Raw genomic sequence first — 13,171 nt, 5'->3', positions numbered from 1 at the left:
TCTCCTCAAGCCGCCTTGACGGCCGCGCGACCGCGCGGCCCCAGGAAGTATTCCTTGATCCACGGATGATCGGAGCCTTCCAGCTCTTTCACCGTGGCCTTTTCGACGACCCGCTTGTCGGCCAGCACCGCCACCTTGTCGCAGATGGCGTACAGGCTATCGAGGTCGTGCGTGATCATGAAGACGGACAGGCCCAGGTCGTCGGACAGCTGACGGATCAGCTCGTCGAAGGCCGCCGCTCCGATCGGGTCCAGCCCGGCCGTGGGCTCGTCCAGAAAGACCAGTTCGGGGTCAAGAGCCAGGGCTCGCGCCAGACCGGCCCGCTTCTTCATCCCGCCCGACAGTTCGGCGGGCTTCAGGTGATGGTGCTCGGGCTTCAGCCCCACCATGGCGATCTTCAGCTCGGCCAGCTCATAGATGACGGCCTTGGGCAGTTTGGTGTGTTCGACCAGGGGGGAGGCGACGTTCTCCAGCACGCTCAGCGACGAAAACAGCGCCCCCTGCTGGAACAGAATGCCGGTCCTGCGCTCGATGTCGGCCGCCTCATCGCTGGTCAGGGTGGCGCGGTCATAGCCCAGCACCTTGACCGACCCGCCCTCGGGCTCCTTCAGGCCGATGATGGTGTTCAGCAGCACTGTCTTGCCCGCCCCGGACCCGCCGACCACGCCCAGCACCTCGCCGCGTTCCAGATCGAGGTCCAGATTCTCATGGATGGTGCGTTCGCCGAATTGGCTCAGCAGACCGCGCACCTCGATCAGGGTCTCGGTCTTGGCTTGGGGAGCGTCGGTCATATGTCCAGCTCCAGGAAGATCAGGGCGAAGACCGCGTCCAGCAGGATGATGGCGAAAATCGCCTGCACCACCGCCGCCGTCACTCGTCGCCCCAGGCTTTCGACGTCGCCCGCCACCGACATGCCCTGGCGGCAGCCGATGGCCGCGATCACCAGGGCGAAGACCGGCGCCTTCACCAGACCGACCATCATGTGCTGGGCCATGCTGCCGTCCTCGACCAGCCGCTGGAAGAAGAAGGCCGGCCCAAGGTTCAGCGAGCTCCAGCAGACGATCAGGCCGCCGATCAGGCCGCCGATCATGCCCGCGAAGGTCAGCAGCGGCAGCATCAGCACCAGGGCCGCCAGGCGCGGCACCACCAGGGCCTGGAACGGATTGACGCCCATCACCTGCATGGCGTCGACCTCCTGGTTCATCCGCATCGAGCCGATCTCGGCCGCAAAGGCGGAGGACGACCGACCCGCCAGCAGGACCGAGGCGATCACCACGGCGAACTCGCGGAACATGGCCACGCCGATCAGCTGCACCGCAAAGACTTGGGCCCCGAAGTCGGTCAGCAGATCGACCCCGATGAAGGCCACCACCGCGCCGATGAAGAAGTTCGTCACCATCACGATGGGAATGGCGTCCAGCCCGGCCCGCTCGCCCTGGCTGACCCAGGCCGGCCAGCGGATGTCGCCCGGATGTTTGGCCGCCTCGACCACCGCCGCCATCAGCCGCCCCAGGAAGGCCAGGGACAGCATGGCCTCGCCGGCGAAGTCATAGACGCCCCGCCCGATCTTGGCGAAGCTGCGGGTGAAGGCGTTGGGTCTCTGCGGCGGGGGCTGGCTCTTGCGCTCCAGCGCCTCGATCATCGTGTAGATGCGCCCGGCTTCGGGCCGCTCCTTCCACGCCGCCTGGGGCACGCCGCACCGGGACGCCTGCACCAGGGCCAGGGCTCCGGCCGTATCGAAACGGCCCAGGTCGCGGGTGTCCAGGCTCTCGATCTTCCGCCCGTTCAGATCCGTGTCCAGTCGCTGCGGCAGCCGCCCCAGGGCCGTCGTCGTCCAGTCGCCGACAAGGCGCAGCCGCGCCGCGCCGCCGCCCGCATCCGTGATTTCGTAATCGGTCTGGCTCATCGCGCCCCGGCAGTCAGAAAGGCCTTCGAACGCTCCCAAGCCGCGCAAGGAACAGCCGAAATCCCGCCTCGGCTAATGGTGAAGCCTTGGAACTTAGTCAACGTGCGATGACATTGGCGCTGTGCTTTCCCCCTGCACTGTGTCGAACCTGCGCGCCTCATCACCCCTCCGGCCGCCACGCTGGCGGCGTGTTAAAACGCCGCCGACCCGGTTTGGTTCTAGGACCGGCTTATAAGCCCACGCGCGGCGATCAGATCATCGACAAATCCGCGACGCGCCTCCGCCCGCGAATCCGCATTCGGCAGGCGAAGCAGATAAGAGGGGTGAACGGTGACCATCCCGACCGAGCCGTCGTCCAGAGGCAGGGCCCGCCCCCGCTCCTTCGTCACGGCCGGCTTGCGACCCAGAACCGCCAGTCCCGCCGTCGCCCCCAGGGCCAGGACCAGCCTGGGGCGGATCAGGCGACGCTCGGCGTCCAGCCACCAGCGGCAGGCCTGGACCTCGCCCGCGTTCGGGGTCTTGTGCAGCCTTCGCTTTCCGCGCGGCTCATGCTTGAAGTGTTTGACCGCATTGGTGACATAGACATCGGCGCGTTCGATCCCCGCCTCTTCCAGGGCGGCGTCCAGCACCCCGCCGGCGGGGCCGACGAAGGGCTGGCCGGCCAGATCCTCCTGATCCCCCGGCTGTTCGCCCACGATCATCAGACGCGCGCCGCTGGGCCCCTCGCCGCAGACCCCCTGGGTGGCGTCGCGATACAGGGGACAGCGGCGACAGGCCTGCACCCCGCGCTCGACCTCGCTCAGATCGTCGGGAACCGCATCCGCTGTGGGCCGCCCGGCGTGCAGATCCGGCGCGATCACTCGGGCGAAACGGGCGTTGGGTTCAGGAGCGGGCTTGGCGACCATGACATCGGTCCGAACCGACGACGCGGCCACCAGTTCCGGGATCAGCCCCGCCTCGGGCAGGTTCTTCCAGTAGCCCTTGGCCATTTCTCCCTTCATCGCCTTCACCTTCAGCCGGGCGGGATTGAAGGTCGAGGCGTAATAGGTCTTCCAAAACGCCTCGATCTCGTCCTCGGCCGGCGCCATGTCGCGGGTGGCCGGCGGGCCGAAGGCCAGTTGCTCCCCGTCCCAAAACGCCGAGCCGTCGGGCGTCAGGATCGACCAGCGCATGGTCGGGAACCGGCGCTGGAAGAAGGGGGCGGTCTTCTCCAGCACCCGATGCGGCGGCTCGAACCAGGCGACCCAGGCTTCGCCCCGCCCATCCTCGACCTGCCGGAACCGGACGAAGGCCTTCATCTTGTGCGAGGCCCGGCTGACGGTCTTGGCCCGCTCCATCGCCTCGGCCACGTCCCGGTCGGAGATCATCTTCATCAGATCGGGCTCGTCCCGCAGCCGCCACAGCAGACGGTACAAGAGATCGAACCGGTCGGCGGACCGATGCAGGATGACGTCGCGCGCCAGGTCGACGAAGGCGGCGGGAACCGAGAACTCAGATTCCGCCCGTTCGCGATTCCCCAAATCCGTCATCCTCGGGCTTGTCCCGAGGATCCATACTCCCGGTGTCGCCAGCGTGCCCCCCCTCTTCGTCACGGCGTATGGATTCTCGCCACAAGGGTGAGGATGACGAAGTGTGGGGGGCGAGTGAGAAAAACGAGCTGGCTCGTCGAACAAGCCGCCCTGCCCCGACGCCGCCGCCCCCTCGACCACGAACCGCGCCGCCGCAGGCTCCACCCCCGCCAGCCGCATTTCGCGCGCCGCCGTCCGCCACCCGTCGAAGTCCGTTTCAGACGCCAAGACCGCAGTCCGCATCAGAACAGGCTCAACTGTTGCGGCGCCCCCGTCGCCACCCGCGCCTTCAGATCCGCCGCATCGGTCAGCGCGCCCGGAGTCCAATCCAGGGCCGTGATCCAAGGCCGGACCTTGTCCACCGATCGGGTCAGTCGCCCCACGTCCTCCAGCCTCAGCGTCCGATACCGGCGCACCGACACGATCCGGTCCACCGCCTTCACCCCCAAGCCCGGCACGCGCAGCAGCATCTCGCGCGGCGCCCGGTTCACATCGACGGGAAACTGCTCACGCCGATTCAAAGCCCAGGCCAGTTTCGGATCGACCGCCAGATCCAGCATTCCGCCCGCCGTCCCCTCCCCGATCTCGGGGGCGGAAAAGCCATAGAAGCGCATCAGCCAGTCCGCCTGATACAGCCGGTGCTCGCGCATCAGCGGCGGCTTCGACAGCGGCAGGACCGAGCTGGCGTCGGGGATCGGACTGAAGGCCGAATAATAGACCCGCCTCAAACCATAGCCGCCGTACAGCGAGGCGCTCCGGTCCAGGATCTCGGTGTCCGGCGCCCCGTCCGCGCCGACGATCAGCTGAGTGCTCTGACCGCCGGGTGCGAACTTCGGCGGCTTGATCTTGTCGCGCTTGCCCGGCTTGGCCGCCTGGACGCCCAGCCGCACCTGCCCCATCGCCTTCTTGATGACCGCGACGTCCTTCTGGGGCGCCAGCCGCGCCAGGGCCTCGTCGCGCGGCAGTTCGATATTGGCCGACAGTCGGTCGGCGTACAGGCCCGCCATCTCCACCAGTTTCGGGTCGGCCTCAGGGATCAGCTTCAGGTGGATATAGCCGCGGAAGTCGTGGACCTCTCTCAAGGTCTTAGCCGCCAGGACCAGCTGTTCCATCGTATAGTCGCTGTTGCGAATGACCCCCGACGACAGGAACAGCCCTTCGATATAGTTCCGGCGATAGAAGTTCAGCGTCAGGTCCACCACCTCGTCCACGCTGAACCGCGCCCGCTCCACATTCGACGAGGCCCGGTTGATGCAATAGGCGCAGTCGTAGATGCAGAAATTGGTCAGCAGTATCTTCAGCAGGCTGACGCAGCGCCCGTCCGGCGTATAGGCGTGGCAGATTCCCATGCCCTCGGTTGACCCTATCCCCCTGCCGCCGACCGAATCCCGCTTCGACGTCCCCGACGACGAGCAGGAGGCGTCGTACTTGGCCGCATCTGCAAGGATCGACAGCTTCTTTCGGAGATCGAGACGCGCCATATGTTCATGATACGTTCCAATCGGCGACGCCGTCCAGCGTGGCTTTAAATCTATTTTGGGGAAGGCTTAACGGAGCAGGTCAAGCAGGGAGGTGCTGCGCAGCGTGTTGATCACCTGGGCCGACGCCTGTATCGCGACCTGCGCCATCTGCAGATCAGTGACCGCCTGGGCCGGATCATAGCCCGTCTTGTCGTTCATCAGCTTTTCCAAGGCGATCTTCTGCGACTCATGGGCGTCCAGCGCGGACTTGACCTGGTTCTGAACCAGTCCGTTCTTCGCGGTCTGGTTGGTGACTTCCGTATTGGCGGCGTCCAGAGCCTTCAGCGTCGCCTTCAAAAAGGCCTCTACCTCAGCGGTCGGCTTGCCGGTGATCGAACCGGGCGCGGCGGGGGTATAGGTCACGCCGTCTATGACGACAGCATTGCCGTTCTGGTAGGATTGGATGGTGCGAAACACGTCCGTCAGACCGCCGCCCAGCTCGCTGGCCACAAAGCCCGTCTCGACCAAGGTGTTCTCGTCGATGCGCGACTTCTGTTTCAGGGTGTCATTGGCGAAGGTCGAGGCCGTGGAGGGAGCGGCGGCCAGATCAGCCATGGTGGAGGCGGTCGCTGGAGCGTCGTCGCTGTTGCCGCCGCCGAACAGATAGCTGCCCTGATGCTGAGCGTTCAGCCCGCCTTGGATGGTCTGATAGTGCAGTTGCAGCTCGGTCATCAGATTGGTCACGCCGCCGGCCGCCAGGGAGTTGGCGATGGCTTCGCGCGCGCCGGTGCCGCCTTCGTAGATCCGCCCCATGGCCAGGTCCTGCGCGTCCAACCGCGCCGCCGCGCTCTGGCCTGCGCCGATGAAGCCCTCCAGCCGTTCCTGGGTCGCGGTCAGGGTCGTCAACTGCTCGGCGCTGCGGCCGTAGCCCGCCATGTCGATGGCGATCTTTTCGCTGGCGATCCGCTCCTGGGCCTGCTGGGCCCGGCTCTGGGCGCTCATCAGGTTCAACAGGGCCGACTGATAGCCCGCATGCGTGGCGACACGTGTCATCTCAGGATCCCGATCAAGGTGTCGTACATGTCCTTGCTCGCCTGGATCAGGCGGGCGGAGGCGTTATAGGCCTGCTGGAAGGTGGTCATATTGACCAGTTCCTCGTCCATGTTCACGGCCTCGGCGGAGGATCTGCGGCTTTCGGCCTCCTTCGCCAGGGCCTCGGCCGTCTCGCTGCGGGTCTTGGCCGCAGACGCCTTGGCGCCGATGTCGCCGGCGAAATCGGCGGCATAGGCCGAAACCGTCTTGGTCGCGGCGCCCATACCGCCGGCGGCGGCGAAGTTGACGTTCTTCTTGCCGGCGTCGGCCAGCGCCAGGCCGCCGCGCCCGTCGTTCTTGCTCAGCGCAGCCGTGCCCGCCGCCGCTGACAGATTGAACTGGGACAGGGCCAGTTTGCCCGGATCCTGCTGAATGTCGCTGCGCACTGAATATGCGCCGGCGCGGGTCGCCCCGGTCCCGCCCAGGCCGAACAGCTGCGACATCGACAGGCCCGACGGCGCCTGGGTGGTGGCGTCCTTGACGATGCTCATCGTCGTGCCGCCGTCATAGGCCCTGAAGCTGAGCGCGCCGGCGGCGTCCAGGCTGAAGGCGCCGTAGCGTCCCATGCCGGTGACCGGATCGTTCAGGGCGGTCAACAGCTCACCCATCGTGCCCGTCCCGGCGGGCACAGCCACGGTGACGTCGCGCAGACGCGATCCCGTCTCGCTGCCGATGCGGAAGGTCAGGCTCTCGCCGGGGTCGAAGCCGTGTTGCGAGGCCAGGGTCAGACCCGTCTCATAGAAGGTGGGCGTGGTCGTGCTGACCAGATCGTTCAGTCCGAACCAGTGGGAGAAGCCCCGCCCGCCCTTTGCGCTCGGCGTCGCGGCGTCGTCGGCGACGGCCACTCCGTTCCCGCCCTGCCCTTCCAGCCTCAGACGGCCGTCCGAGAAGGTGGCGGTGGCCGTTCCGCCCAGCTGAGCGTTCAAGGTCGCCAGGAAGGTGGTCGGATCAGCCGCGATGCCGTTGATGGTCATGGTGGCGCCGGAGAAGACGATCGTCGCCGACCCCTGCACCACCCCGGCGCTGTTCACGGCTGAGATGGTCGTGCGGCCGGTGAAGCCCGTCAGCGCGTTTTCGAGCGACTGTCCGGTGTTGCGCCCGTTCAAACTGGCCGGCGCCGGCACGCTGCTGTGGGCGTTGTGCGCGCGGTTCATCTCATCGGCCAGCTTCGCCGTCAGCTCGCCCAGCCGCGCGGCGGCCTTTGGCGCATCTGTGTCGCGCAGATCGATCAGTCCGCGAATCTCACCCGACGACACCCCGTCCAGCAGCGGCCAGCGCGTGCCGTTGGGCTCGGTGATCATGATGTCGGCGAAGGCGGTCGTGGCGTCGACCGTGCCGGCCGCCTGATAGGACAGGGTGGCGTGCCCGTCGCCGACCAGGGTCATGCCGGTGCCCGTCCGCACCGTGACGCCGCCGTTCGGCCGCTGCTCGATCTTGACGTCCATATATTTGGACAGCTCGTTAATCAGCGTCTGTTGCGCGTTCTGAGCGCCGGTGACGTCCTGATTGATGATCGACCCGGCCGAGATCGTCTTGTTCAGCGTATCGATCTGTTCCAGTAGCGGATTCACCGTCTCGATCGCGCTTTGCAGCCGCCCGTCCGCCTCCTGCCGCGCCGACTGGATCTGGGCGGCGATGCCGGCGGCCTCATTGAACAGAGCTTGGGTCTTATAGACGGTGTCCTGACGCGCCGCCGACGACGTCGGACTTTCCGCCAGGGTGGCGTAGCTGGCGAACAGCTTGTCGATGTCGGCGAAGAAGCCGCCGTTGCCGCTGGGGTCGCCGAACTGGGTCTGGATCTGATCGTAAAGCTCGTAGCGAACGGTCTCGCGCGCCGCATCCGACTTGGCGGCCATGCCTGCGGCCTGAAGGAAGCGATCCGTCGCCAGCCGAACGCGCGCGGCGTCGACGCCAGCGCCGCGCCCCTGGGTTACGGCCGAAGTCTGATCGACGACTTTCCGCACATAGCCGGCGGTGTTGACGTTGGCGATATTGTCCGACGTGACCCGCAGCTGGGCCTGGGCCGTCTGCAGGCCCGACGTCGCAATATTCATGATGGACGTCAGCGACATGGACGCATCCTCTTCGCCTCGGGCGACCCGGCGCCCGGCAGCCCCTGCCCCGTCGCGCGCAAATCTTGCCTGGCGACGCATTGTCGACGCCCAGGGAGAGCGTTGTTTTTAAACGACATAGCTGACAACACAGGCTTCATGGTGAAGATGCGGCGCAAGGGTCAGGCCAGACTGCGGCTGTGTCGGCGGCGTCGGCTGGCGCGCCGTAAGCTTGCAGCGCCCTTCCGGCGATCGGCGCCGGGCAAAAAGGGGCGAAAGCACGGCAAGAAAGGCCCAGGCGGATGAGCGACACGAGGAGGGCGAGCGAGATTTTCCCTTACAAAACAATGAATGAGGAACTGGCCTGAGGCTTGCGACGGGCTAACGGAATCACCAGGCGCAGCAGGCGCCGCCCCATCTGAAAGCCGCCTGCGCCCTCATGCCGTCTGCATCCGCCCTGTTCGCCGCCCCGCTTCCGGTTTCGACCGGAGCGCCAGAGGCTGCGTCCGGCGCTGTGACCGAAGAAAGCGCTGGGCTGTTCTCTTCGAAATTGGGGGACGTGCTTCAGGCCGTGGGCAAGACCGAGGCGACGCCCGTCGAACCGGCTCACCGTGCGGCGACGCTTCTGTCCTTGGTGGTCGTCATGGCGGAAGAACAGGACGCGGCGCAGACCGCTGACCCTGTCGTCGAGGCGGCGACCGCTCAGCCCGGCCCCGTGGTCGCCGAGGCATCAGGCGATACGCCCGCGCCCGTCTTGCCTGAAGCCTCCGTCGAGCCCGCGTCCGACATGGAAGCGGCGCTCGCCGCTCCGCCGATTGCGCCCGTTGCGCCTGCGCCGATAGCCCCGCCGCCTGTGGTCCTTCAGCCCGGCGACACGGCCGAGATCAGCGTCGATCAAGCGACCGTCTCAGCCGAACCGGCGGCGTCCTTGGTCTCTTTCCCGTCGATCTCAAACAAAGAAGAGGCGGCTGCAACTGGCGACGTAAGCGGCGAGACCGCCGGCACGGCAGCCGGGCCAGAGGACGCGTCCACGCCAATGACGACCGCCCCGCAGTCGGCGACCCAGGCCGCGCCCGCTGCGCCGGTCCAATCGACGATCGCTCACGTCGCATTGAAGGCCGAGCCTGAAACAGCGCCGACTGCCGCGATGGAAACCGTCTCCGTCACGAAGACGCCTTCGTCCGATAAGCCCGAGACGTCGTCAGACGTCGCCGCGGCCCTGAAGGCGGCCGCCTCTATCGAACATGGCGCGACGATGAAGCCGACGCCGGACCTCGCCTCCAGCTCTTCCTCGCCCCCGCCCCTCGAGGCCAAGGTCGCAGAACAGCCTACGGTTACGGGGGCCAAGGTCGCTCAAGAGGCCAAGCCTCAATCGCCCGCGACGCCCCCCGTCCAGAGCCTCGCTCCAGACCTGGGGGCGAAACCCGACATCGACCCGACCCGACTGGACGTCAAGGTCACTGTTCGTCCGGCGATCACGCCTGCGCCTGCAGTAGCGCCGGCGTCGCCCGCGGCTCCGATCGTCGCGTCCGTCCTGACGGCGGCCGATGCCCTGGAAGCGATCGCAGCGATCAAAACGGCGGCCGTCCCCGCCCAAGAGCAAACGGCGCAGACGTCCGTGAACGCCGCGACGCCTGCGACCGCCGAGGCGGCGTCCCGAGACAGCCTCGCCAAGGCCGGCTCCACGTCACCGCAGCCGACGCCGCAACCGGCGCCTCAGCGTCGTCCGGCGGCAGAGTCGTCTCCCACGCCGGCCTCGGCCGAGGCGCTCCCGGCCGGCTCGTTGTCTAACGCCGACACGGCTGCGGCCTCAGCCCTGGCCGCGCCGGCGGCGCCATCCTCGCCTTCGTCCTCGGCTCAGACCGCGGCTCCCGCCGCTGCGGCGTCGGCCGAGGCCGCCGTTCCGTCGGCTCCTCCCGCCCCCTCCGATGCGGCGACGCCGATCGAAGGACACAAGACGGCCCACGCTGCGGAGACCCTCGCAGGATCGGGTCCGGCGCCGTCCGCCTCCGCCCTCTCGCACGCCACCATCGAAACCACGGCCCATCTGGCCGCCCAGATGGCGCGCAAGCTGGAAGGCCGCTCGACGCGGTTCGACATGGTTCTGACGCCCGAGGATCTGGGGCGGGTCGACGTCAGCCTCGAGATCGGCTCCGACGGCCAACTTGCGGCTCGACTGGCGTTCGACAATCCCGCCGCCGCCGCCGAACTGCGCGGCCGGGCCGATGAACTGCGTCGCCAGCTTCAGGACGCCGGTTTCCAACTGTCGAACGACTCCCTCGACTTTACTCAGCGCGATTCCTCGTCCGGCGGCGGCTTTGAGCGTCAGCACCAGCAACGCCAGGCCCTATTCACCGGCGCCGCCCGGCTGACCGCCGAGACCGATCTCCCCGTCTCGCCGCCTCCGGGCGCCTGGACCAACCATTCCCAGACGCGCGACCGCGTCGATGTGAGGGTCTGACACATGGCCACCGCGATTTCTTCCGTCGACGCCCAAGGCCGCCTGAACAGCGGCAAGGCGATGATGGCCTCGAACTTCGAGACCTTTCTGACCCTGCTGACCACCCAGATGAAGAACCAGGACCCGCTGTCGCCGCTGGATTCCAATGAGTTCACGGCCCAGCTGACCCAGATGGCGGGCGTCGAGCAGCAACTGCTGACCAACGACCTGCTGAAAAGCCTGGTCGCCGCCCAGACGGGGGGCGGCCTGGACAACGCCGCCAACTATATTGGCAAACAGGTGACCGCCGCCTGGACCGCCACCACCCTGGACGAAGGCAAGGCGACTTGGAGCTACGAACTGGCCTCCAACGCCGAGAGCGCGAAGCTGCAGGTCGTCGACAGCGCCGGCAAGGTCGTCTGGGAAGGCGACGCCCCGAACAAGACGACGGGCCTGCACGACTTCGTCTGGGACGGCAAGACGACCCAGGGCGATCAGCTGGACGACGGCGGTGTCTACACCCTGAAGGTCAGCGCCACCAACGAGGCGGGCGCCGCCGTCGAAAGCCAGGCCCTGATCCGCGGTCGCGTCACCGGCGTCGAGATGTACGACGGCGCCCCCTATCTGGTGATCGGCGATTCCATCCTTCCGCTTTCGACCGTGATTTCGCTGAACGAGATCACGGATCGCGCAGACAATGACGATACGGAGAAGCCGGACGTCCCGACCGAGGAGGCGGCCGCATGATGCGCTCCGCCGCCTTCCCGATGACTTCCATTCAAGGAGCGTATTCATGAGCTTGAACAGCGCAATGCTGGCCGGCGTGTCCGGCCTGGCCGCCAACTCCGCCGCCCTGGCGGCGATTTCCCAGAACATCGCCAACGTCAACACCGTCGGCTACAAGCGCTCGCAGGGCGAGTTCCAGACCCTGGTCAACAGCCAGACCCGGACCGGCGGCTCCTATTCCGCCGGCGGCGTGATGTCGGCGACCCGTTCCTTCGTGAGCCAGGAAGGCCAGCTTCAGCGGACGACCGAGAACACCGACCTGGCCGTCAGCGGCCAGGGCTTCTTCGTCACCACCACCCAGGCCGAGAACGTCGGCGCCACCGACACCCGCCTGTTCACCCGCGCCGGCGCCTTCCGGGTCGACAATCTGGGCTATCTGAAGAACAGCGCCGGCCTCTATCTGCAGGGTTGGCCGGTGGATTCGAACGGCGACATCTCGACCGATCCGTCCGACCTGTCGCGCCTGCGCTCGATCAACATCGGCCAGGTCGGCGGCACCGCCGAACCGACGACCCGGGTTCAGATCAACGCCAATCTGCGTTCGACCCAGACGGTTTCCTCCGCCGCCGCCGCCAATCGCTATAACGGCGTCGATGACGCCGCCACCCCGCCGGTCGAACATGATGTGGACGTCTCCTACGTCCGCACCGGCGCCAACACCTATCAGGTGACGATCAAGACGGGCATCACCAAGATCACCGGCACCGCGACCTACGCCGCCGGCGCCCTGACGGGCTTCACCCCCACTGCGGGAAGCAACGGTTCAGCCACCGCAACCGCGACGGCCCTCACCATCACCCCGACCAGCGGCACGCCGCCTGTCGCGGGCACGCCCTTCGCGATCAACTTCGCCGATATCGGCATGTCGACGGACGGCGTGGCCAAGACCAAGTACGACCCCTCGGCCAACTCCATGGCCATGTACAACGCCGAGGACGACAATCCGGTGGGCGTCAAGCCGGACTTCAAGATGAACATCCCGGTGTCGGACTCGAAAGGCGGCCAGCGCAACCTGGAAATCCGCTTCCTGAAGAGCGCCGAACCGAACCAATGGTATGCGGAAGTGGTGGCCGTGCCGGCCAGCGACGTCGTCACCGGCGCGCCCTACTCCCACGGTCAGATCAAGACCGGCCTTATCGCCTTCACCCCCTCAGGCCGCCTGGATATCGAGACCATGCAGGCTTGGCCCGCAGGCAAGGGGCTGTTCGACGATCCGGAACAGGCGAGCCTGAACTTCCTGGAATCCGATCCGAACAATACGATCGACCCCGCTGATCCGAGCGACAACGGCAAGGTCAAATGGGCCGACGGCCTGGGCATCGCGGCCCAGACCGTGACCCTGGACCTGAACACCTCCGCGGGCGGCCTAAGCCAGCTGAACACCGCCTCGGTGGTCCAATCGACGGTCACCAACGGCACGGCCTTCGGCAATCTGAGCGAGATCACCATCGACGAGGGCGGCTTCGTCACCGCCATCTTCGACAACGGCGTGATGCGTCGGATCGCCCAGGTCGCCATCGCCACCTTCCCCAGCCCCGACAGCCTTAAGGAGGTGTCCGGCAACGCCTATGCGGTCAGCCTTGAGAGCGGCACCTACAATCTGAAGGCCGCAGGCACCGGCGGCGCGGGCAAGGTCGCCGCCCAGCAGCTGGAGTCTTCCACGGTCGATCTGTCGGCGGAATTCACCGGCCTGATCACGACCCAACGCGCCTATTCCGCCTCGTCCAAGATCATCACCACGGCGGACGAAATGCTCGCTGAACTGATCAACATCAAACGCTGATCGGCCAGTAAGTAACCGTTAGTTCTAATGAATCGTCGCTCAAGCAAGGTTTACAGAGTCCCTCTGGCGAGGTCGGATTTTATCC

9 protein-coding genes are annotated in these 13,171 nt (G+C 66.8%); 3 read left to right on the top strand and 6 right to left on the bottom strand.

From position 1 onward, the window contains the following. Positions 1-5: 5 nt before the first annotated feature. The 6 genes from JL11_RS08135 to flgK form a co-directional block, all read right to left on the bottom strand. Positions 6-791 (bottom strand): ABC transporter ATP-binding protein, encoded by a 786-nt coding sequence (locus JL11_RS08135; protein WP_054765228.1) that lies wholly within the window; start codon positions 789-791, stop codon positions 6-8. Then, positions 788-1,906, bottom strand: coding sequence for an MlaE family ABC transporter permease (locus tag JL11_RS08130; RefSeq protein WP_054765227.1), 1,119 nt, complete (start codon positions 1,904-1,906; stop codon positions 788-790). Before JL11_RS08130 ends, JL11_RS08135 begins: the two co-directional genes overlap by 4 nt. A gap of 218 nt (positions 1,907-2,124) precedes the next feature. Then, on the bottom strand, positions 2,125-3,717 hold the full coding sequence (locus JL11_RS08125; protein ID WP_054765226.1) for a UdgX family uracil-DNA binding protein: 1,593 nt from the start codon (positions 3,715-3,717) through the stop codon (positions 2,125-2,127). Next, the gene (locus JL11_RS08120; protein WP_054765225.1) at positions 3,717-4,955 is read right to left on the bottom strand and encodes a putative DNA modification/repair radical SAM protein; all 1,239 of its coding nucleotides are present in this window, start codon (positions 4,953-4,955) and stop codon (positions 3,717-3,719) included. The genes JL11_RS08125 and JL11_RS08120 overlap by 1 nt, the downstream gene beginning before the upstream one ends. Before the next feature lie 66 nt (positions 4,956-5,021). Then, positions 5,022-5,987, bottom strand: coding sequence for a flagellin (locus JL11_RS08115; RefSeq protein WP_054765224.1), 966 nt, complete (start codon positions 5,985-5,987; stop codon positions 5,022-5,024). Beyond that, entirely contained in the window at positions 5,984-8,098 is a 2,115-nt protein-coding gene (gene flgK, locus JL11_RS08110; protein WP_054765223.1) for a flagellar hook-associated protein FlgK, read from the bottom strand. The genes JL11_RS08115 and flgK overlap by 4 nt, the downstream gene beginning before the upstream one ends. A gap of 418 nt (positions 8,099-8,516) precedes the next feature. Between flgK and JL11_RS17935 the strand changes: the two genes are divergently transcribed. Genes JL11_RS17935 through flgE form a run of 3 tightly spaced genes read left to right on the top strand, consistent with a single transcriptional unit; the run spans position 8,517 to position 13,086 of the window. Then, positions 8,517-10,538 carry a flagellar hook-length control protein FliK gene (locus tag JL11_RS17935; protein WP_231681442.1) on the top strand — a complete coding sequence of 674 codons (2,022 nt, stop codon included), beginning with the start codon at positions 8,517-8,519 and terminating at the stop codon, positions 10,536-10,538. Positions 10,539-10,541: 3 nt separating this feature from the next. Then, positions 10,542-11,264, top strand: a complete 723-nt coding sequence (locus tag JL11_RS08100) for a flagellar hook assembly protein FlgD (RefSeq protein WP_054765222.1) — start codon at positions 10,542-10,544, stop codon at positions 11,262-11,264. Positions 11,265-11,310: 46 nt separating this feature from the next. Beyond that, positions 11,311-13,086 (top strand): flagellar hook protein FlgE, encoded by a 1,776-nt coding sequence (gene flgE, locus JL11_RS08095; RefSeq protein ID WP_054765221.1) that lies wholly within the window; start codon positions 11,311-11,313, stop codon positions 13,084-13,086. Positions 13,087-13,171: the final 85 nt, after the last annotated feature.

It is taken from the genome of Brevundimonas sp. DS20 (genome assembly GCF_001310255.1).
GTDB classification, from domain to species: Bacteria; Pseudomonadota; Alphaproteobacteria; order Caulobacterales; family Caulobacteraceae; genus Brevundimonas; species Brevundimonas aurantiaca.
Note: the sequence above shows the minus strand (reverse complement) of the source record. Positions and strands in the feature narration are given on the sequence as shown.